At 61.3% G+C, this 21,019-nt stretch carries 16 protein-coding genes and 4 pseudogenes; 4 read left to right on the top strand and 16 right to left on the bottom strand.

Features of this window, described 5'->3' with window-relative positions; genetic code table 11:
- Window positions 1-115: 115 nt before the first annotated feature.
- From ACM9ME_RS15485 to ACM9ME_RS14800, 11 genes and pseudogenes are all read right to left on the bottom strand, one after another.
- Window positions 116-241 (bottom strand): annotated as a pseudogene (locus tag ACM9ME_RS15485) (IS6 family transposase); the annotation flags it as partial.
- A gap of 114 nt (window positions 242-355) precedes the next feature.
- Window positions 356-3,400 (bottom strand): efflux RND transporter permease subunit, encoded by a 3,045-nt coding sequence (locus ACM9ME_RS14755; protein ID WP_415644225.1) that lies wholly within the window; start codon window positions 3,398-3,400, stop codon window positions 356-358.
- Window positions 3,397-4,416 (bottom strand): efflux RND transporter periplasmic adaptor subunit, encoded by a 1,020-nt coding sequence (locus ACM9ME_RS14760; RefSeq protein ID WP_415644226.1) that lies wholly within the window; start codon window positions 4,414-4,416, stop codon window positions 3,397-3,399. Before ACM9ME_RS14760 ends, ACM9ME_RS14755 begins: the two co-directional genes overlap by 4 nt.
- Window positions 4,413-5,744: a TolC family protein gene (locus ACM9ME_RS14765; RefSeq protein WP_415644227.1), complete on the bottom strand. Its 1,332-nt coding sequence runs from the start codon at window positions 5,742-5,744 to the stop codon at window positions 4,413-4,415. Before ACM9ME_RS14765 ends, ACM9ME_RS14760 begins: the two co-directional genes overlap by 4 nt.
- A 5-nt stretch (window positions 5,745-5,749) precedes the next feature.
- Entirely contained in the window at window positions 5,750-7,090 is a 1,341-nt protein-coding gene (locus ACM9ME_RS14770) for a sensor histidine kinase (protein ID WP_415644228.1), read from the bottom strand.
- Window positions 7,083-7,760, bottom strand: a complete 678-nt coding sequence (locus ACM9ME_RS14775) for a response regulator transcription factor (RefSeq protein ID WP_415644229.1) — start codon at window positions 7,758-7,760, stop codon at window positions 7,083-7,085. Before ACM9ME_RS14775 ends, ACM9ME_RS14770 begins: the two co-directional genes overlap by 8 nt.
- 16 nt (window positions 7,761-7,776) lie before the next feature.
- Window positions 7,777-8,055 carry a PepSY domain-containing protein gene (locus tag ACM9ME_RS14780; protein ID WP_415644230.1) on the bottom strand — a complete coding sequence of 93 codons (279 nt, stop codon included), beginning with the start codon at window positions 8,053-8,055 and terminating at the stop codon, window positions 7,777-7,779.
- A gap of 135 nt (window positions 8,056-8,190) precedes the next feature.
- Window positions 8,191-9,246: a YncE family protein gene (locus tag ACM9ME_RS14785; RefSeq protein WP_415644231.1), complete on the bottom strand. Its 1,056-nt coding sequence runs from the start codon at window positions 9,244-9,246 to the stop codon at window positions 8,191-8,193.
- 83 nt (window positions 9,247-9,329) lie between these two features.
- Window positions 9,330-9,746: a cupin domain-containing protein gene (locus tag ACM9ME_RS14790; RefSeq protein WP_415644232.1), complete on the bottom strand. Its 417-nt coding sequence runs from the start codon at window positions 9,744-9,746 to the stop codon at window positions 9,330-9,332.
- Window positions 9,743-10,813: an isocitrate/isopropylmalate dehydrogenase family protein gene (locus tag ACM9ME_RS14795; RefSeq protein ID WP_415644233.1), complete on the bottom strand. Its 1,071-nt coding sequence runs from the start codon at window positions 10,811-10,813 to the stop codon at window positions 9,743-9,745. Before ACM9ME_RS14795 ends, ACM9ME_RS14790 begins: the two co-directional genes overlap by 4 nt.
- 34 nt (window positions 10,814-10,847) lie before the next feature.
- Window positions 10,848-11,987: pseudogene (locus ACM9ME_RS14800) on the bottom strand (TonB-dependent receptor domain-containing protein); the annotation flags it as partial.
- A gap of 377 nt (window positions 11,988-12,364) precedes the next feature.
- Between ACM9ME_RS14800 and ACM9ME_RS14805 the strand changes: the two are divergent.
- The 4 genes from ACM9ME_RS14805 to ACM9ME_RS14820 all read left to right on the top strand — a co-directional run bounded on the left by ACM9ME_RS14805 (window position 12,365) and on the right by ACM9ME_RS14820 (window position 17,298).
- Window positions 12,365-13,933 carry a DUF389 domain-containing protein gene (locus ACM9ME_RS14805; protein WP_415644241.1) on the top strand — a complete coding sequence of 523 codons (1,569 nt, stop codon included), beginning with the start codon at window positions 12,365-12,367 and terminating at the stop codon, window positions 13,931-13,933.
- The gene (locus ACM9ME_RS14810) at window positions 13,930-15,207 is read left to right on the top strand and encodes a cation:proton antiporter (protein WP_415644234.1); all 1,278 of its coding nucleotides are present in this window, start codon (window positions 13,930-13,932) and stop codon (window positions 15,205-15,207) included. The genes ACM9ME_RS14805 and ACM9ME_RS14810 overlap by 4 nt, the downstream gene beginning before the upstream one ends.
- Window positions 15,204-16,412, top strand: coding sequence for a hypothetical protein (locus ACM9ME_RS14815; RefSeq protein ID WP_415644235.1), 1,209 nt, complete (start codon window positions 15,204-15,206; stop codon window positions 16,410-16,412). Before ACM9ME_RS14810 ends, ACM9ME_RS14815 begins: the two co-directional genes overlap by 4 nt.
- A 184-nt stretch (window positions 16,413-16,596) precedes the next feature.
- Window positions 16,597-17,298, top strand: a complete 702-nt coding sequence (locus ACM9ME_RS14820; RefSeq protein ID WP_415644236.1) for an IS6 family transposase — start codon at window positions 16,597-16,599, stop codon at window positions 17,296-17,298.
- A 52-nt stretch (window positions 17,299-17,350) separates the two neighbouring features.
- Here ACM9ME_RS14820 and ACM9ME_RS14825 read toward each other — a convergent pair.
- The 5 genes and pseudogenes from ACM9ME_RS14825 to ACM9ME_RS14845 form a co-directional block, all read right to left on the bottom strand.
- Window positions 17,351-17,599 (bottom strand): annotated as a pseudogene (locus tag ACM9ME_RS14825) (IS6 family transposase); the annotation flags it as partial.
- A gap of 463 nt (window positions 17,600-18,062) precedes the next feature.
- Complete coding sequence (locus ACM9ME_RS14830; protein ID WP_415644238.1) at window positions 18,063-18,959, bottom strand: RHS repeat-associated core domain-containing protein; 897 nt, start codon at window positions 18,957-18,959, stop codon at window positions 18,063-18,065.
- Window positions 18,935-19,270, bottom strand: a complete 336-nt coding sequence (locus tag ACM9ME_RS14835) for a hypothetical protein (RefSeq protein ID WP_415644239.1) — start codon at window positions 19,268-19,270, stop codon at window positions 18,935-18,937. Before ACM9ME_RS14835 ends, ACM9ME_RS14830 begins: the two co-directional genes overlap by 25 nt.
- 289 nt (window positions 19,271-19,559) lie before the next feature.
- On the bottom strand, window positions 19,560-20,579 hold the full coding sequence (locus tag ACM9ME_RS14840; RefSeq protein ID WP_415644242.1) for an IS110 family RNA-guided transposase: 1,020 nt from the start codon (window positions 20,577-20,579) through the stop codon (window positions 19,560-19,562).
- A gap of 172 nt (window positions 20,580-20,751) precedes the next feature.
- Window positions 20,752-20,901, bottom strand: a pseudogene (locus ACM9ME_RS14845) (IS6 family transposase); the annotation flags it as partial.
- Window positions 20,902-21,019 lie beyond the last annotated feature (118 nt).

A 21,019-nucleotide genomic window follows, 5' to 3' on the forward strand; every position in this document is an offset into this window, starting at 1 on the left:
ACCATACCGGCCAGCGACTTTTCATAATGTCGCATTCACAGGCCTTACAGAAGACCGCACTCGATCACGCGCGCATTGGATCAGAAACCTCTTGCACACCGGGCGGCAACCACAGAAGCAGGTCCTCCACGTTCCGCAAGCTCAACGGGAAGCGGACATACATCATCACCACCAGCCGAATGATCTCCGGCGATGAGTTGAAGTAGCGGAAAGGCGATGCTGGTTTGCGCAGGCGGGGCATTCGTTGGCAGCTAATCCGATCCGATTAACGGCCGGTGCATTTGGTCTGACAGCACCTACGTGACTTAATCCTACCGACAATCGCGCGCCCAATGTCGGATCTGACTGGCACCCGCTACGCCGCACGGACATCCTTTGCAGGCGAGAGTGAAACTATTGCGGCTGGGAGAAATAACAGAACCAAGGGAACGGCCGCCACCAGCCCGAAGATGATCGCGGTCGCCAGCGGCTGCTGCAGCCCGGCACCGCGACTCAGACCAAGCGCCAGCGGAGCGAGCGTCAGGATCGCGATGAGCGCCGACATCAGGATCGGACGCAGTCGCTTCGAACCCGCCTCCCGCAACGCCGCGAGATCCACGTCCACTTTCCGGTCGATCTCGGCCAAGAAGAAAATCACCAATTCGGTGACCATGCCGACGACCATCGTCAGTCCCATCAGCGCCGAAATATCGAGCTCGATACCGGTCAACCACAGGCCGCTAAGTACCGCAGCGGCCGACAGCAGGACGGTCGCAATGGCCGCGATTGTCCAGACAATCCTTTCGAACAGTAGAGTCAGCAGCAGAGCGGCAAGCAGCAAGGCGGCAGCAAAGACCATCGACAGGTCGGCAAAGCTTTGCTGCTGCTGCGCGTACAGGCCGCCGTAATCGACGCGGATCGATGCGGGCATTTTAAGCCCCGACACAGCGCTGCGGACGTCCTTCATCGTCGAGCCCATATCGCGTCCCTCCAGCCGCGCGGTTACTGCGATGAACGGTGCGAGGTCCTCTCGTGTCAGTTGCTTTTGACCCGCAGCGATCGATACTGTGGCGATCTGCGCGGCGCGGACGACATGGCCATCGGGCGCTACGATCGGAAGGTGCGCGAGGTCGTCGGCTCTCGATCGCAGATTGGCTGGCGCGCGCACACGGACCTGAACCAGTTGCTCGCCGATGCGCACTTGGGTCGCCGGAGTTCCGCCAACGAGCGCACTCAACTGAGCCGCAACCCCCGCGGGATCGAGCCCCTGCTGCGCGGCGCGTGCCGCATCAACTTGGATGCTGATCGCGTCGCCAGCAATGCGCAGCCCGTCGACAACTTCGACAACGCCCGTCACCTTGCCGATCGCTTCACCTACCCGCTTGGCCGCTGCTTCGAGCTGAGCTGGATCATCGCCAAATAGCTTCACCTCGATCGGTTGCGGCACAGCAGTTAGATCGCCGATGAGGTCTTCCATCAGCTGTGCAGTTTCGATCTCGAGCCCAGGAACCTTTTCGGCAACCTGATGCCGCACATCCGCCATCACCTCTTCGATGTTCCGCCGTGAACCGCCCTTCAACCGGATGAAATAGTCACCTTCGTCTGCCTCGGTCAGGCCGCCGCCTAATTGCACGCCGGTGCGGCGCGAGTAGCTGGCGACTTCCGGAGTCTTGGTGATGATCGTTTCGACTTGCCGCAGCAGCCGGTCGGTATCGCTCAATGCGGCTCCCGATTGCGCTTTGTAGTCGAGGATGAATCCGCCTTCATCCATCTTGGGCATGAAGCCGGAGGGTACGTGGCTCCAAGCCAGCCAGCCGAGTATCGCCATGCCGATCGCGAGAACCACTGCAAACCACACCGGCCGGACAAATGCCCGGTCGGCAACGCGGTCGTAACCGTGCCCGATGCGGTCCATGAAGCTGTTCGCGCGTTCCGCCGCACTGGCGTCGCTATCACGCAGCCAATGCGCCGAAACCAACGGAATGACGAAGCGCGAATAGAGCAACGATAGGCCGAGAGCCGCAACCATCGTCAGCGCCAGCGCCTTGAAAAAGCCGCCCGTAACCCCGCTGATAAACGCCAATGGTAGGAACACGATGATCGTTGCCGAGGTCGAGCCGATCAGCGGGGTGCCCATCTCGGCTGCCGCGGCGAGAACGCCAGAAACGCCGCGCGCGGCTCCCTCCTGCATGCGCCGCATGATGTGCTCGAGCATTACGACCGCGTCGTCGACGACCAGCCCGACCGCCGCCGCCATCCCGCCTAGCGTCATCATGTTGAAACTCATGCCCAGCGCGAACAGGATCAGGCAGGTGCCGGCCAGAACGGCCGGCAGCATCAGTCCGGTAATGACCATCAGCCGCCCCGAGCGCAGGAACGCAAACAGCACCAGCCCTGCCAGCACCGCGCCCAGCAGGATCGCGTCGCGCACCGCGTTGGCGGCCCCGGTAACCAGTTCCGACTGGTCGTAGAACGGCGTGACCTTGATGCTCGGCGGCAGGCCGAGCGACTTGAGTCGCGCATCAACGTCCTTGACGATCCGCACACTGTCACCATCGGGTGCCTGGCGAACATTGATCAGAACGGCGTCGCGACCGTCGGAAGTGACGCGCGTGTAGCTCGGTTCGGCGGCAGGGCTGATCGTGGCAATCTGGCCGAGCGTAACGATGCCGGCGCCAGCGGTCGTCCCGGCTTTGACCGGCATCGCCTCGAGATCGGCGATCGAGGCGATCCGGCTCTGCGTCAGTGTGAGGTACAGCCGGTGGCGATCCTCGATCCGGCCGATGCCCTGGACATCATTGCCTTTGCCGAGCGCGGCGGCAATATCGGCGAGGCTGAGCCCCAATGCCTGGGCGCGCGCCGGATCGACCTCGACGACGAATTCGCGCGGGCTGCCCCCAAGCACATCGACTCCGGCAACACCGGAGACAGCAGTCAGCGCCGGGCGAATTTTTAACTCGGCGATTTGCCGCAAGGCCTGGTTGTCCAGCGATGACGACGTCAGGGCGAGTCCGAGGACCGGAAAGATCGTCGGGTCCGACCGTCGGACATCGAAGCGCGTCCCTGCCGGCAAATCGGGTAGCACGGTGGCCAGCGCGCCCTGCGCCGCGAGCGTCGCTGCGACCATGTCCTGCCCCCAAGGGAAATTCAGCGACACTTCGGCCGATCCGCGGCTGGTCGTCGCGCGGATCCGCTCGACCCCGGGCACCGCCCGCAGCGCGATCTCGATCGGCCTGGTGATCTCCGCCGCCATCTGGTCGGCGTCGCGGTCGCCCGCGTCGACCGCTACAACGACCCGCGGATAGTCAATGTGGGGAAACAGACTGACCGGCAGCCGCGTGGCCGCGACGATCCCACCGAGGGTCAGCAGCAGCGCGGCAAGCACCAGCGCGCGGGCATGGGCGGCGATGATGGTCGTCACTGGGTTCGCACCTTCATTCCGTCCTCAACCGCAGTGCCCCCCTGCGTCACCACGGTGTCGCCTTGGCCTACGCCTTTGACGATCGAGACTCGGTCGCCCTGCGTCGCGCCGACGACGACATCATGACGGTGCGCGACATTGGCCTTGACGATATACACATATGGCTGGCCGCCATCGTCCAGCAGAGCGGCATAAGGGATGGTCGGCATGTTGTTGCTGCTGCTCACCGCAACCGAACCCGTCAGGGTTTCGCCAACAGCTAATCCAACCTGCGCGGGTATGCGCACGAATATCGATGCAAGCCGCGTGGCCGGATCGACGACCGGCGTCACAGCGTCCACCGGCACGGTGAAAGCGGCCCGTCCCTTGGTCGCTGCGATCATGACGCCTTCACCGCGATGCAGCGCGCGCGCCACTGCGGGATCGGCACCAAACCGGCCGCGCAAGTCGCCCGGTCGGGCAATTGTCGCGACGACGGCACCCGCTTGAACGGTATCGCCTGGATTGACCGGAATCGTTTCCACGAAACCGGCCGAGGACGCGCGCAGCGTGAGCGCACCCGCGCGACCGCCAAGGCTGGCGCGCGTTGCGTCGGCTGCCGCGGCCGCCGCGCGCGCAGCTTCGAGTTCGGCGTTGCCGACCAAACCGTCGGTGCGCAGCCGCCGAGCTCGCGCGTAGGCGGCGTCGGCAGCGCGGGCGTCCGTGGATGCCTTGACGATATCGAGCCGCGTCGTCGGACTTGCGGAGAGCTGGACGACGATGTCGCCCGCCGAAACGCGCGTACCGACCGGGGCGACGATCCGCGAGACGATCGCTTCGGCCGGCGCTGACAAACTTGCCTTGGCGCCGGCGCCGCCCTCGGCGACACCATAGATGATAACGTCCTGAGCAAGGTTACCCTGGTCTGCACGCGCCAGCGCTACGAGCGCGGCGGGTGCGGGCTCAGCTTCGTCAGCAGTGGGTCCGCTTGAACAAGCCGCGCAACTTAGCAGGGCCAAAAGGGTCAAGGACTTCATCGGGGCCAGTCTTCCATCGGTGTGCCAGTTAGGAGTTCGAGCGCGATCGACTGCTCGGACAGGTCTTGTTCTGCTTGTGCCAGCAGCGCGCGCTTGTCGCGCACCGCTTGTTCGGCTGCTTCTGCTGTCGCGAGGGCGAGATCGCCGCGGTTCGCCGCGCGGCGGCTCGCGGCCGCGAACCTATCAAGCGCGGGCAGATCCCGCATCACCGCCGCGCGTTGGCGCTGGGCGACGGCGATGCCGCCGACCGCGGCGGCAATCTCCGCCCGGGTCTGGAAGAGGCGGCCGTCATATTCGGCTTTCAGCGCGTTACGCGTCGCGTTTTCGATAGCGATGCCGCCGCGATTGCGATTCCATAACGGCAGCGTGAAGTCGATTGCCGGACCGAGTAACGTGTTGCCCGCGGAATCGCGGTTGGCATTGACCGACAGGCCGAGCGTCGGGAACTGATCCAGCACTGCCTTGTGGGTCGCCGCCTCCTGAGCGTCATAACCAGCGCGCAATGCCTGGAGATCGGCGCGCGCCGTGCGAGCGAGCGCGAACAAGGCATCGGCGTCTGGCGGAGGCGGGGGCAAGGGCGCGGGCGCCAATGTCAGGGGAAAGGATGGCGGCAGGCCGAGCAATTTGGTCAGTTCGAAGCGCGCGGCGGCGAGATCTCGCTCGAGGGTGCGCAGGCGGTCCTGCGCATCGAACGCACCGATGCGCGCGGCTTGAACTTGATCGGCGGGGAGGTCGCCGCGACCCGCGGCCCGCAAGGTACGATCGAGTAGGGATTGAGTTGCGGCACGTCCCGCCGTGGCAATGGCCAGCGCGCGTTCGAGGTTCTGGATACGCACCGCCTGGATCCGCGCCTGCCCCGCAGTCTGCCATTCGGCCCAGGCGAGGTCGAGCCTGACCTGGCGCGTCTGCGCATCGGCCTGAGCCCGCCGCACAGCGTGCGTGCGTAAAGCATTGAGGTCGATCGCCAGCGCGTTGGCGAGGTCGAGCAACGGATCGGGTCCGTTGACGACCTTGCTGGCACCCGTACTGAAGGTCGGATCGGGGAGCAGCCGCGCCGAGAACGCCTGTGCATCGGTCACGCCAGCCCGCAGGCGCTGCGCCTTAAGATCAGGGTTGGCAATCACCGCGACAACCGCAATCGCGTTTGGATCGAGTGGCTGGCTGAGGTCGATCTCGACGGGTTTGAGATAGGGCCTATCGATGGCCAGCGCGTCGCGCGCGACGATCGCCGCGACGGGCGGCGCCAGCACGGCTTCTAAACCGATGGCGAGTGGATGGGGCGTGTAGCTGGCGCAACCGCCGGTCGCGAGCAGGGCAATGAGGAACATGCGTTTCATGTTTTGAGGCTCGGCAAAGATATGGTGGCAATCAGACCCGGGCGGGCGTCGCCGACCTGCATCCTGCCGCAATGCGCTGCGGCAATCGCGGAAACGAGATTGAGGCCAAGACCGTTTCCGGGGGTGGAACGGCTGGCTGCAAGGCGGACGAAGCGGCGCGCGATACGCTCGCGGTCGGCCTCAGGCACGCCGGGTCCGGTGTCGCGCACGCTAAGGCGGATGTCGGCGTCTAAGCGATCGGCGAGCAATGTGATCCGCGTCCCGGAAGGAGTGTGCCGCTGCGCATTGTCGAGCAGATTGATAAGCGCTTGCGAGATAAGCTCTCGATCCCCCGTCACCCACAAATCCTGCGCGATAACGCATTCCAAGGTGCGGCCGCCATCGGCAATTGCCGGCGCGTAAGTGTCGCCGATATCGCGCGCGACGGCGGCGACATCGAGGGGGGTGAAGTACCGCTCGAGCACGCGTCCTTCGACCTCCGAAATGCGCAGGATCGCCGCAAACAGAGCCAGCATCGCGTCGCTTTGCCGCAACGCCTCCTCGATTGGCGCGGGGTCCGCGGGATTGTCCAATGCCCTCTCGAGCGAGGTGCGCAGGCGCGTCAGCGGTGTGCGCAGATCATGCGCCACGTCGCTCGATACCTGCTGCAGATTTTCCATCAATTGCGCGATACGGTCGAGCATCGCGTTGAGTGACGAAGCCAGCGCATCGAATTCGTCGCCGCGCGGGCCGACGGGCATGCGACGGTCAAGATCGCCTCCGACGATCGCCTGCGCCGTCCCGGTGATGCGAGAGAGGCTCCGGCGGAGGTAGCCGCCGAGAATCAGCGCGCCACCGACTCCGAGCAGCAAGACGGCCACAAGGGCGATGCCGAACAGGATGAGGATCGTCCCATCGATCCGTTCGAGCGGTTCCGAGTCGACCGCTACGACGAGCATGAGGTCGCCCGGGAGTGGTTGGGCGAGAGCGCGCGCCGGATCGGGCCCTTCATGCGGATCGCGGAAGACAATGTCGCGCAAGCCAGGCTTCGGACGCGGCGTATCGAGGCTGCCAGCCAGCCGTCGCCCGTTGCGGTCGAAAATGGCGTAACCGTAAGTGCGTCCGGCACCGCCGGCTTCGCGCGTCGCGATCGCCTCCACCAGTTCCTGCCAACCTTCTGTGCGCTGCGTACGCCCGAGTTCGGCGCTTTCCTCGACGATACCTTGGTCGCGTTGCTGCCGGAATTCGGCATCGGCGACGAGAAAGACCGCCGCACCGAGCAACACGATCGCCAGTGCAAACGCCGCCGAATATGCAAAGGCGATACGATAGGCCGCGCTGGAGCGTAGATCAGCCATCTTCACGCATCCGGTAACCGACGCCGCGCAACGTCTCGATCGGATCGCGGTCGAACCCGTCGTTGAGCTTGGCGCGCATGCGGCTCAAATGGCTTTCGACGATGTTAGTCTGCGGATCGAAATGGAAATTCCATACCGACTCGAGGAACATCGTTCGCGTGACGACGCGGCCGGCATTGCGCATCAATTGTTCGAGCAACGCGAATTCGCGCGGTTGCAGGCGAATTTCCCGGTCTCCCCGGCGAACTTCGCGTGCAAGTAGGTCGAGCGTGATGTCGCCGACCGCGAAGCGCGTCTGCACGTCGCTCATCGGAGGACGCCGCATCAAGGCACCGATCCGCGCAGCGAGTTCGGCAAAGGCGAACGGCTTGACTAGATAGTCGTCCGCACCGGCCTCGAGACCAGTCACCCGATCAGCGATGCCGCCCAGGGCGGTCAGCAAAATAACGGGCGTCTTGATGTCGGCGACGCGCCATCGGCGCAGCACATCGATGCCGTCGAGCCCCGGCAACATGCGATCGAGAACGGCGACGTCGAAGGTTTCGGTCAATCCTGCGTGCAGTGCATCATGGCCGGTCGTAACGACGGACAGGACGTGGCCGAGTTCGCGGAGCCCACGCTCGACGAACTCGGCCGTTCCGGCATCATCTTCAGCGATGAGAATGCGCACACTCATCAGGCCCGTGTCAGTCCGCCTTGCCGAGCGGCTCAACGGTGCTCTCGACGATCGCTCCGGTGTTAGCGTTCACGCCGACTTCGTGGTTCATCTTGCCCTGGCGGATGTCGAAAGAATAGCGCCACAGGCCGTCTTCCTTCTCATATTCGGCTTTGGTCACTTTGCCGGGCGCCTTGCGGAGCGCGATGGCGCGCGCTTGCGCGATCGATAGCTTGGGTTTTGGAAGCGTTGCAGCGACGCTTGCGCCGCTCACCAAACTCATCGTGATTGCGAGAAATACCTTCGTCATATTCGTCGTCCTTTTTGTCGGCTCAACAAGGAGCTGCTCGACGATTAGCGGCCCGCCGGTTGCGGGACGGTGGCACGATCTATCGTTTTTCCCAATGCTGGCCGTGCCCTTTATCGCGGCTGCCCGATCCACCGCTCAGGAGCTGCGCACGACGACGAGATGAAACGTTCCGGGTTGAATCGGAGCTCGCTTGCCGGGAGCTGGCGGAGCGCCAAGCTTGGCTGTCGGCAAATAGAGCGTCCCCGTTTTTGCATCGAGTGCGCCGGTGCGCGCGCCCACCTCGGTGACGACCGTGGCAACCCGGACCACGCCAGCGTCACCAAGCGACAAAATTTCGAGCACACCGTCGCGACCGCAGGGAATGAAGGCCAACCGCCGCCGCGCATCCAAGATAACGGCGTCGGGGCCGTGCCCGATGTCGACCAATTGCGCGAGGCGTCCGGCGCCAGCATCGATGATCGCCGCCTTGCCGTTGGCACAAGCGGCGATCAGCCGGTTGCTGCGGGCGTCATAGGCCAAGCCGCTCGGACCTTCACATCCAGGCATCGCGATCGGGCTTTCCACCCGGCCCGAGCCGAGGTCGACGCGGTCAATGGTATTGGCATCTTCATTGTTGACATACATGATCCGACCACGACCAATCGCGGCAAACTCGAGGCCGCTCTGCAACGTGATCGTACGTACGACCAGACGGCGTACGATGTCGACTTCCGACACTGTGCCGGCCTCGGCGTTCATCACCAGCACGTGCCCGGTCTGCGCGTCGAAGATCGCGGCATCGGGGTTGGCTCCCACCGCAATGCGCGCCGCTTCTACGCCTGACCGGCGGTCGAGGATTCGAACGCTCGCATCGCCCCCGCTAGTCACAAGCAGCCAGTGCGTCCCGGCAATGGGCAGGGCAGCATGGGCGCGCGCGACATGGCCGATCTTACGCGACGTCCCGTGCGCGAGATCGAACACCGTCACCGCATCGCTGTGCGCGACGAACGCTTCGCCGTCCTCAACGGTGGCGTAATCCCAGCCGCCATCACCGACGCCAGCGACGGGACTTGCCATATGGAAACGGGTCGGCGGAGGTGCCGCGCTCGCCGTGGCGGCGGTAAGTATCCCACACAGTAATGCTGTCAGATGTTTCACTGCGATGCTCCTACAAATTACTGCATCATGTTCGCGTGCGGGCGCTTCGGCCATCGGCAAACTGCTATATTGGGAAGATACAATGTTGGCGCACGATGACGCGCCGAGCCAACGGAAACGTCGTGTTGCGCGCCGGATCAACGCAGCTGCCCGATTAGCGAATGCTCCTCATCGATCCGGCGAGTCTCACCGGTGGCGACGATCGTCCGGTCGGCATCGACAGATGCATAAATCCACATGATAGTCATGCTCTCGCTCGAAGAGGCATTGATGAAGCGGTGATGGACCCCTGCGGGAATGAAGGTAGTGTCGTAAAGCGAGACCGGGTGGTCGCGACCCGCAATTTCGGCAATCGCCTCACCGGACAAAAGCGTCACACTCTCATCGCAATTGTGAAAGTGCAGCGGCACGGAGGCTCCGGGATCGAAACGCGTAATGCCGTTGATAAAATGTGTTGCGCCGATGGCGCGCGTGACCATCGGTGTCGTCCGGATCCCAGCGCCGCGGTCGAACGACGCCTGTTTACCCGGGCGAAGGATCGTCGCTTTGGTCACGTGGCGGAACAGCGGATGGCATTGACGACCGCGGCAGTGAAAGCCTCCGTGCCCAGCATGCCGCCAATGTCGCGCGTCCTCGTTGCGGGATTGGCCAGCACGGCCTCGAGCGCCCTATCGATCAACCGGGCGCCTGCCGCTAGCCGGTCATTGCCGTCACGTCCGGCGCGCCAGGTCAGCAGCATCGCCGCCGAGAGGATCAGCGACACGGGATTGGCCACATCCTGCCCGGCGATATCGGGTGCCGAGCCGTGTTGCGCCTGCGCAACGCAGATTGTGTCGCCGGTGTTGATCGATCCGCCGAGACCCAAACTGCCCGACAATTCGGCCGCTTCATCGGACAGGATGTCGCCGAACATATTAGTCGTCACGATCACGTCGAAACGATCGGGCGTGCGCACTAGCAAGGCGGCGGTCGCATCGACCAGCAGGTCTTCCAGAACAACGTCGGGATAGTCTTCGGCCACACGACGCACTTCGCGCAGGAACAGTGCATCGGTCATCTTCAGCACATTGGCCTTGTGGACGGCCGTCACCTTCTTGCGCCTCTGCCGTGCGAGATCGAACGCCACCTGCGCCACGCGGCGACAGGCTTTGGCCGTAACTTTGCGTACCGACAAAGCGGTGTCCCCGTCGGTCATGAATTCGGGAATGCCGGCGTACATGTTGCGATCTGCGTAAAAACCTTCGGTGCATTCGCGGACGATGATCAGGTCCATCGGACGGCGTAGCAGGCTTAACCCGACGCGCGAGCGCGATGGCCGGATGTTAGCACCCAGGTCGAACTTGACCCGCAGCTCGGCCGATGGGTTGATGCCGCCTTCCGTGCGCGGCGGATATTCGGCGTGGGAAACGGGGCCGAGCAGAACGCCATCGACTTCGGGCACGCGCGCCGTCACGGCAGTGGGCAAGGTCGATCCCTGCCTGGCGAGGCTGGCAAAGCCGATGTCCATTGTCTCGAACAATAGCCCGAGCGCGAGCACATCATCCGCAGCCCGAAGAACATCGAGCGTGGCCTTGGAAATCTCAGGACCGACGCCGTCACCGGGCAGGACAAGAATGTTCATACCCGAAGCAATCCCGGTGACGGTGTCGGAGGCGTTAGAACCTTACTTTTGCCGTGGCATAGAACGCGCGACCGATCACGTCGTATGTTGCGGCATCAGTCGTCAGCGGTGATGCGCTGATGAACGGAGGGCCCTTGTCAGTCAGATTGGTTCCGCCGAAGCCGAACGTGAAGCGCTTCGCGACGTCAAATTGCACATTGAAATCGAGATAATTATAAGCCGACACCCCCGGCGTCGTTGACGCCGGATTGGATAGCAGATCCGAATGGATCATACTCGAAATATGACGCCACAACAGCGTCGCCTTGAAGTCTTCTCGAATGTAGCTGACGCTAGTGTTGATCTTCCATTTAGGGTGAGTAATCCCGCCGCCAACGCCGCCATAGCCGGCGCTACCGGCATAATTTAGGGTGGGTGAGCCGAGCAGGCCCGCAACCTTATAGTCTTTCAGATACGACGCCGTGGAATTCAGTTCGATCGCGCCAGCGTTACCTGACATGCCCAGCGCATCGAGCCCAACGTGCCAGTTAAACTGGGTATCAATGCCGGCAACGGTATAGGACGCGAAATTGAACAGTCCCTGCTGACCGAGCGAAATCTGACCGGTCAGTGGATCACGCGCGATCCGTTGGCAGAATGCGTTGTTGACCGAGTAGGTCGGATTGCTCGTATGGTCTGAGTTGAAGCAGCGCGGCAGGATATCCGACAACAACAGCGATCCGATCGCGTCCTTGATCGTGATATGATAATAATCAACCGACAACGCGATACGGCTGAGCAATAGGCTGTCGAATTTTGGCGTCAGCACCGCCCCAAACGAATAGGTGCGCGCCTTCTCCGGGGTCAAGCTGGGGTTGCTGCCGTCCTGCCCGGGCACCGTCGAGATTCCATAGGTATAGGTTGGATAGAGTGCGGCGGGCACGCCTTGCGCCTGACAGAGGGCCTGAACCTGCGTGGCATTAGCTCCGGTGCGGTAGGCGCTTCCGAACGCGCAAGGATCGCCAGCGTTGGGCAACGTCCCGATTGGTAACTGCGCGACCGATGTGGGCCCAAACAGATTGCCGAGACTCGGGGCTCGGATCGCGACCGAATAGCTGCCGCGGATCAGCAGCGGGCTGATCGGGCGCCATGTCAGATCAGCCTTATAAGTGTGCTGCCCGCCGAACAAATCATACTTTGAATAACGATAGCGGTGCTGTCAGACTAACCAGTATCTGGTTCGTTTGCGCCTTATGGGGGTGAAGGTTTGTGCGAGCTGTGTGGAACAGAGTGCGTCCAAACACGGTCAATTCGAACGACTTTCCCGATCGAAAGCTACTGTGAACCAGATAGGAAAGTAGCTGCCCCGTTGCTCTGACAGTGCCGGCCTGACAGAGCCGCGGCCGCTTCGGGTTGCCCGCAGCTTCGGCCGTATCGTCTGGTTGACGGTCAACTTATCGCTAAGTCGCACAAGCTTAGGTGCGCGGGACAAGCGGGACGTATAACGCTAGGCGAAAGCGCTCTGCGGAATCTCCGCGAGTAAGGCGCGCCGATTTTGCCTCTGACAGGAAGATGATGCCGAGCTCTGCCGATACACCGTCCTCAAACCGTAGCGGCTTTCGAAATCGCCTCGATCGGCTGACTCTGCATCGCTGGTGGCGGCGGACTGTCGTGGAGCAGATCGACCACGAAACGGTAGTCACGAGAATCTTTGCCGAAAGCGGCTGGTCCGCGCGTTATGCCTTCATGACGATGATGTCTGCCGGCATTGCCGTTCTGGGCCTGCTGTTATCGTCTCCTGCCGTTGTAATCGGGGCGATGCTGATCTCTCCGCTGATGGGCCCTATCCTCGGCTTCGGGTTCAGTCTGGCCCTTTTCGACTTTTCCGAAATGCGACGAGCGGCCGTGGCTCTTTTGATCGGCTCTTTCCTTGCTGTAGTATTCACCGCGGCGATCGTCGCACTGTCCCCGCTCCAGGCGCAGACCGCAGAAATCGTTTCGCGGACGCGACCTAATCTCTTCGATCTGGGTGTGGCGCTGTTCGCGGCACTGGCCGGCAGCCTGGCGATCATTCGGGGCCGGGGAGAAACCATCGTCGGGGTCGCGATCGCGACAGCGCTGATGCCGCCACTTGCCGTGACCGGTTATGGCCTGCCAACCTGGAACCTGCCGGTGCTCGGCGGATCGTTCGCCCTTTTCCTGACGAACTTCATTACTATTGCGCTCGCCGCAGCCGCAATGGCGCGATTTTATGGCTTTGGGCATTATCTTTCGAGCCAGCAAAGCTGGACGCAGACGATCATCCTGCTGCTGGTTTTCAGCATCATGGCCGTCCCGCTCGGGCTTTCGCTGATCCACATTGCCCGCGAGGCGCTTACGGTTTCGCAAGTTCGTTCAGTCCTGAATGAGAGGTTCGGCAGTGATGCCCGCGTCACGCAATTGGAAATCAAATTCGACCGCGAGCCGATTGCCATTCGTTCCGTCGTCATCACGCCGCGCGGGCAGGTCCAGCAAACAGCGCCGCTGAAACAGGCCATCGAGGCAGTGCTAGGTCGACCGGTTCGACTCGATGTCGATCAATTGCTGCTCGGTGCTGGCGCCGATGCGCTCGATGCCCAGCGCGAGGAATTGCGGCGCGCGGGCGATCAATCCGATCCGGTGGCTCGGCAATCGACGGAACTGGCGCATGTCATTGCCCTGATTGCCGGAGTCTCGGCGGATGATGTGACGATCGATCGTGACCATCGCCGCGCAACGGCTAGGGCGGTCATGTTGCCGGGCGCGGCGATCGCCACCTATCGCACGCTGGAAGCGCGAGCGGCCGCTGAAACCGACGGTTGGAATGTCGCGATAGTACCGCCACAAATGGCGCTTCCCGAAATCGCCTTTGCCGATGATGCGGACGAGCTAGACGTTGCGGGCCGAGCAGCCGTGATGACCTCGGCATGGGCAGCAAGTCGCTGGAACGTCCCGGCATTGACCGTTCCCGGTTTGCCGGCCGGCGAATTGCCGTCCAAGCCGAGCCTAGCCCAACGACGAGCAAAGGCAATTGCGGCGATTTTGGCCACGCAGGGAATTGGCGCGACCGGAGGGGCGCCCGCCGGCTCTCGTTTAGCATTGTCGATCGCCACTCCGCGGTGACCGGCGGTTTGTCGCTCACCCCATTCGACGCCTCGGCGATCCTGATCGTCCTTGCCGCCATGCTCGGCTATTTCAACTACCGGTTCCTCAAGCTGCCGTCCTCGATCGGTCTGACCGTCATGGGCGCCGTCGCTTCGCTATTGGTCGTGGCGATCGACCGCGTTGTACCGGGTGCCGATTTCTCCAGCGACATTGTCAGGTTTATCGCCGGCATCGATTTTCATACGACCCTGATGGACGGAATGCTGTCGTTCCTGTTGTTCGCCGGAGCGTTGCATGTCGATTGGCACGAACTTCAGCGCGGGCGATGGCCGATCATCGTGCTCAGCACGGTCGGCGTAGCATTGTCGACCGCCTTGGTTGGCGGCGGATTCTTGCTCCTGTCGCGCCTTATCGGTTTCGACGTTTCGCCAATCTGGTGTTTCGTGTTCGGCGCGCTCATCAGCCCGACCGATCCGGTGTCGGTCATGGGCGTGCTCAAACGCGCGAACGTATCGCCAGGGCTCGAGGCGACAGTTGCGGGCGAGAGCCTGTTCAACGACGGCGTGGGCGTCGTCATTTTCGCCATCCTCCTGGCCTCGGCCTTGTCCGGCGAGGCGTTTTCGATAACGGGAGCAGCCCGATTATTTGCTGTCGAGGCCGGCGGCGGGATTCTGCTTGGCCTCGTGATCGGCTGGATCGCATTCCGGATGATGCGGTCGATCGACGATTACCAGGTCGAAGTGCTGATCAGCTTGGCGGTGGTCATGGGCGGCTATGCGATCGCGCGGCCCCTGCACGTCAGCGGACCTGTGGCGATGGCCGTGGCAGGACTGATCATCGGCAATGCCGGGGTCGCGCACGCGATGAGCGAGACGACGCGCGATTACCTGCACAAGTTCTGGGACCTGATTGACAGCATCCTGAACACCGTGTTGTTCCTGCTGATCGGCCTGGAAGTGGTGACGATCTCCAGCGACGCGCGACTCCTGATGTTGGGCCTCGCGGCAATCCCGCTGGCGCTTGCGGCTCGCACCGTTTCTGTGTTGCTGCCACTCTTGATCGTCCCGCGAGTGCCGGGCCATCGACCGATCGCCAGAATAACGTTGATCTGGGGCGGCTTGCGCGGCGGAATCTCTATCGCACTGGCATTGGGCCTGCCGGAGGGACCTGCCAGATCGCTCATCCTCGCGGTAACGTACATCGTCGTCCTGTTTTCCGTCATCGTCCAGGGTGGGACGATCAAGCGCATCCTGTTACGCGTCGTCAGGGCGCCATCCGAGGGAAATCCATGATCGTCGGTGTCGCACTTATTGTCGCAATCGGCGTCACTATCGCATTGACCTTCGGCAAGTTTGCACGGTCGGACGGCTGGCGTGCTACCGTGACGCCGCTGGCGTCGATCATCGGCTCGGGATTTTTGATCTGCGGACCGATCCTCGCGCGCGAATTCGGCAGCGCGGCGCTGGGTGCAATGGCCATGCTGCTGGCGCTCGCTTATGCGGTCGGGTGGGTCATCCGGTTTAACATCACCCATGTCGAGCCGCACCTCGCCGCGGCGCTTTTTAACGATCCGGTCGCCTGGCTCGCCCGCGTCACGCAGGGTGTGCTGGCGCTCGCTTACGCAGTGTCGGTTGCCTATTACCTGAAGCTGCTGGCAGAATTCTCCCTAAAGCCTGTCGCGATTGATCCCGCGTCGCAACCACTTGCGGCCAATGTCATCGTTACCGTGCTGATCGTGCTCATGACGCTGCTCGCGTTGGGCGGCAGCCTGCGCAAGGTCGAGCATCTCGCGCACGGAACCGTCTCGATCAAGATCGGGATCATCGCCGGGCTGCTGGTCGCGCTCGGCATCTCATGGGCGGTGAACGGCACGGGCGATCCGCTGCCGCCGATGAAGCTGTCGTTCGCCAGCGTGCCGATGCTGCTCGGCCTGCTGATCACGGTGCAGGGGTTCGAGACATCGCGCTACCTCGGGCACGCCTATCCCGCCCCATTGCGGATCCGGACGATGCGCCATGCGCAGTGGATTTCGTCAGCGATCTATCTCGCCTTCATCGCGTTGCTGACGCCATTCCTGACGCGGGCCGCGGCAACCGAGGGCGTCGCCGGCATCCTCGATATCATGGAACTGATCGCGCCGGCGCTCGGCATATTCGTGCTGGCCGGTGCGGTTTCGAGCCAGTTGAGCGCGGCGGTGGCGGACTCGATTGGATCGGGAGGGCTGGTCAATGAAGTCTCGCGTCGCAAGATCAGTGTGCCGCTGGCCTTTGCACTTGCTGGTGCTTTAGCGATCGTGGTCGTCTGGCTGACCGATCCGTTCGAAGTGGTCGCGCTGTCTTCGCGCGCCTTTGCGCTCTTTTATGCGCTGCAATGTGCCTTGGCGCTGATTGTGTCGATCAAGGACAAGACGGGCACTGTCACGCAACGGATCGGCTTTGTCGCAATTGGCATGATCTGTCTGATCGCAACGGCTGTCGGTGCGCCGGCCGAAGGCTGATGGCTGGACGTTTCCCCCAACATGTTCGCAACCAGCGATGTTGTCGGGCGAAACAGGCCGCTACGCCAACGCTGACATTGTAATATATTAGGGCGTCAAATGAACCACATGCTCGGCGCAGGTGCTGTCAGGCTAATGCTAACTTGTCTCCGAAGCCAGCGCTCGCTCGGCTAGAGGGAGGAGCATGAAACCGATTTCCTACAAGCGACACCGCTTTCCGGCGGACACAATCCGACTGGCAGTCTGGCTGTATTTCCGTTTCACCACGAGCTTGCGCGATGTTGAGGAGATGCTCGCCGAACGCGGGATCGATGTGACCTACGAGACCGTCCGGTGCTGGGCCAACAAGTTCGGTCCGGCCATTGCCGCCAATATTCGCAGGCGTCGCGGGCGGGCCGACAGCGTCTGGCATCTCGACGAAATGGTCGTGTGCATCAACGGCAAACGGATGTTCATGTGGCGCGCCGTCGATAAGGAAGGCGAGGTCCTCGACGTACTCGTGCAGAAACGTCGAAACAAGGCCGCAGCCCTGAAATTGCTGAGAAAACTGCTGAAAAGCCAAGGCTTCGTGCCGGACCAAATCGTGACTGATGGCCTGCTCTCATATCCAGCTGCGCTGCGGGACCTGGGATGCTTGGCTCGTCACAAACCCGGACGATTACGCGAGAACAACCGGGTGGAGAACTCGCACCTGCCGGTCCGGAGACGAGAGCGGAAAATGCAACGGTTCAAGTCCCAGGGCCAGGCGCAACGCTTCGTTTCAACCCACGGCGCGATCTACAACACCTTCAATATCGAACGTCACCTGATATCCCGTAACACGATGAAACACTTTCGATCTGCCGCTATGGTGGAGTGGAACGCCGCGTCTGCCGCTACCGCGTAAAATGTCGGAATGACCGGACATCGCGTCATTCAGAAGTTACCCTGACAATACCGCGAAAGCCGCGCATGTGATTGACCCGCTTGCGGCGGATCTCACCTGCAAACAGTGGGCCAAATCGATTCCACCACAGGCGTACCGTCTCGTGGCAAAGATCATAGCCGCGTTCGAAAAGCAGGTCTTCTACGTTCCGCAAGCTCAGCGGAAATCGGACGTACAGCATCACGACTTCCCGGATCAGCTCGGGCGCGGAGTGGAAATACCGAAACGGATTAGCCGGCTTGGCTCGAGATTTACGGCTCATCCACTCAAGCTACCAGCCAGACCCCTGAACTGCCACATCCTCCTGACAGAACCGCCTCACTTAATGAGCGGTACATTGAGTCTGACAGAGCCGTCGGTGCATTTGCTCTGACAGAGCCCCGGCGACGAGTTGAAGTAGCGATATGGTGATGCTGGTTGACGCGAGCGAGGCACCTGGCGGCGATACAGTGCCCCCCATTAAGGCCGGTGCATTTGGTCTGACACAACCGTCTAGCACCATAAACAGGAACACTCATCGACAAGTCTATTTCTGACGGATTGAGGTTACCGTCAAAAAGACGCCAATCAAAAAGAATATCAACGTCAGACTTATCGTAACTACGTTATATTCTCTCCAAACAGTTCCACGGCTTGCTCTTTGAAACCAATATAAAAAAGAATAACCCGTAAATGTTGCAATAAGAATACCTAATGTCATTCTCAGATATCGCATAAATAAATCCTTAGTGTGTCGATTTATACACAAACCAAGCAAAGCTATCGGCATTGCGGGTCGCAAACCAAGGAGTTGGACTTTTGTAAATATCATCATCATACACTTCGCCGGTAACAGTGTTGGCACCGAACGAATGTCTAAATTCATGCAGAATAGTTACTTCGCGCCACATGAGGTCTCCATGTTCAAACTTGCGCCCAAGTTCGACAGTTCCACTGTAAGGAAAAGTCTTTCCCCACGTAGTACTAGGTAAACTACGTTCTTGGTAGTTATACTTGTAGTCGGGACCATTAGATTCGAGAGCTCCTCTAACTTCGGCTAACTGGCCTTGTACTTTCGATATAACGCTATCCGAGGCAGACCCAAAGTGCGTGGTAAGTGACTTTTCTAAGCCCTGTGCATATTTTGAGAGCCCTTCTTGTTTTCCGCCCTCAACAGCTTTGCGTTCTTGTTGCAGTTGCTTCAATCCAGCTTGAACGCTTTTTACATCTTTGAGCGCCTCAGCTTGAGCTTCTGTCGCTTTAGTACAAATTAAAGTCCCAGTAGATTGTGTACAGCCAGCAAGACCAGTCGGATCGCTTCCATCCACAGGATCGTTTCCGACGTAAGCGTAAAGGTTCAGCTGGTCTTTGTAGCCGATGGGATCGGTCTGCAGGAATCGTCCGAGTTGGGGAGCATAGATGCGGGCCTTGTAATAATACATGCCGAGCTCGGGAAGCCACGCTTGGCCGGTATAGCCAAAACGCTGAGTAATGGCGAGCGTCTGTGCGGAGGGCACACCCCACTCGTCATAGCTGTTGATCGCATATTTATTCCCCAGTGGATCACTGAGCGCGACAATCGATCCCTGATGATCGGCGTGGAGGTAGAGCGGCGAAGTTAGCGTCCCGCCCTGATACCACACCAGTGGGTCGTCGGCGCTGGGACGTGAATGTAGCGCTGCAACACGGTACCCGACGTATTGAATTCCATAACAAGTTCGTCACCATCGTAAACGAAGCGCGTGATACCGCCGCCACCGCCATTGTTGGTCTCGTACAAACGACCATTGGGGTCATAAACCAGCCCCGCACTCCTCGTACCCGAAGCGCCGATCAGTCGGTTCTCCGCATCGTAAGCGAGGGTCAGCCCACCGTCCGAAATCAAATTGCCATTGGCATCGTAGGCATAGGAGTTGGTGTTGACCGCGGAATACTGATTCAGCCGGTAGCACAACGACCGACAGTTCTCCGCGAGGTGCTGTCATGTCTGGACGGCGCCCTGCGATCAAGGGTGATATTGGGTTCGTCGACGGTCGCGGGTGCGGTCATGTCTCCGGCCTTTTTTTTGTGGGTTTAACCACTGGCCCTGATGTTTGTCCGCTGATCTGCTGGCCCCATTCAGTCTAGCGCGCTTGTGTTGCGCAGACAGCACCTCGGGCTTGGCAGATTATGTCCGGTTGTGTCGCATCACCTCATGGTCACCCGTGATTATAGAGCGCTACGGCAAGGCGTGAAGCTGGGACTCAGGCCTTTGCAGCGCGATAAGATGTGCCGGTCGTCATGACCGCATAGACGATGCGGGCAAGCTTGTTGGCGATGGCGACCGCAACCAGTTTGAACGGCTTGGTCTCCATCAGCTTTTGCGCCCAGCAGCGGAGTGGATCAGCATGCCGCGCGCGATGATAAAGCACGGCGTGTGCGCCCACGACCAGAAGCTTTCTCAGATAGGCATTGCCCATCTTCGAAATACGCCCGAGCCGGGGCTTGCCACCCGACGAGTTCTGTCGCGGTACCAGGCCAAGGAACGCGGCGAACTGTCGTGGTCCTGCGAACCCCGATGGATCACCAACACTGGCAACCAGCGCCGAGGCAGTGACCGGACCGATACCCGGGATCGACATGAGTGCAGTCGCAACCGGATCGTTTTTGGCCAGCCTGGCGATAGCGGCATCGGCGTCCTTGATTTCGGTATCGAGATGCTCGAGCTGGGTGACCAGCGGCAACAGAGCCCTCACCACGGCCTGAGGGATGGACACATCGCCATGACGCAAAAGGTCAGCAAGGGCGCGAGCATGAACCGGGCTTTGTGCCGCGATTATTCCGATCTCGGCGAGATGCCCGCGCAGGCCGTTGAGGATCTGGGTGCGCTGGCGCACCAGCATCTCGCGCACCTTGTGGTGCATCAGCACCGCCTGGTTGTCGATGGACCGGACCTTGACGAAGCGCATCGAAGGACGCGTCACGGCTTCGCAGATCGCCGCTGCATCGGCCGCATCGTTCTTCTGGCGTCTGACGTAGGGCTTCACATAGGCCGGCGGCATCAAGCGGACATCGTGCCCCAATGCCGTGAGTTCGCGGCCCCAGTGGTGCGCCGAGCTACAAGCCTCCACGCCAACCAGACATGCCGGCAGCGAGGCGAAAAAGGAGAGAAGATCGCGGCGCCGAACTTCCTTTGCAAAGACCACATGGCCCTGCACATCGACGGCGTGGATGAAAAACACATGCTTGGCCAGATCGAGGCCAACCGTGGTGACCGACGACAGATCGATGGGTAACTTGCTCATGGACGGTACTCCTGTGCAGATCGCTTTGACAACGATCACAGCTTCGCAGCGGGTTCTCCCGAATCAACTGCCAAACAGAGCGCCGTCCACACCATCAGTCTAACGCGAACCCGTCTCCACACGATGGAGTTCGGTCTTTGAGGATTGCGGCCTAGCTCGCCAGGATTTGCCACTCGGCCAGTGCGGCTGAGCGGCGTTCCTTGTAGGTGATGCGATCGACGAGGTGACGTTCCAGATTGAAATGATTGTGGACGTTGGCATGGACCGAGGCGAACTTCTGTAAGCTCTTCATCTGTCGTGACGTGACCCCCGTTTCTTCATCCAGTTGGAACTAGAGACCGGCCCCTCGAAGGGACGGACAGATGAAGCGGAAGCATTTCACGGAAGAGCAGATCATTGGCATCCTGAAGGAGGCCGAG

The sequence above is a fragment of the Sphingomonas antarctica genome, from assembly GCF_965137005.1.
Lineage (GTDB): Bacteria > Pseudomonadota > Alphaproteobacteria > Sphingomonadales > Sphingomonadaceae > Sphingomonas_O > Sphingomonas_O antarctica.